A 530-nucleotide genomic window follows, 5' to 3' on the forward strand; every position below is an offset into this window, starting at 1 on the left:
CCTCTAATTGGACATCCTTCACAGTTTTTTGTCTGATAATGCGATAGTTTTTGCGGATAATCGGTCTTGGTTTTTCGGGTACTGTCGTGCGTTTTTTCCATCTTTTGTCCCATCGGACACACGTAAAAATCTTCTTCCTTATTGTAATGCAGATTTTCTTTGCTAAAAGTCTTATGTTTTGCCTGATAACGGGCATTTTGCTCTCTGTCGAAGGTATTGTATTTTACAAATGGTGTAATATTGTTCTGTTCCAATAATTCGTAGTTCTGCTCGCTTCCGTAACCTGCATCGGCTGTGAGTTCTTCCAATTCTTCGAGTTTGTTTTTCCCATATAATTTCACAAAATTTCCCAAATGATGCTCCAAGGTATTGATATCATTGGTTTGCTGATGAATCGTATAATTGACGATGATTTGATTCTCCGTGGAAATCTGTGCATTATAAGCCGGTTTGAGCTGTCCATTCATCATATGATCGTCTTTCATCCGCATGAAAGTAGCATCTTCATCAGTCTTGCTGTATGAATTTCT

Annotated in this window: 1 protein-coding gene; it reads right to left on the reverse strand. The window is 38.1% G+C overall.

Going from position 1 to position 530, the window contains the following annotated elements; genetic code table 11:
* On the reverse strand, positions 1-530 hold a 530-nt coding region (locus tag AC2A07_RS19730), incomplete at both ends, for a transposase (RefSeq protein WP_484051805.1).

This window comes from Chryseobacterium sp. HNCC26DJ238 (genome assembly GCF_057180465.1).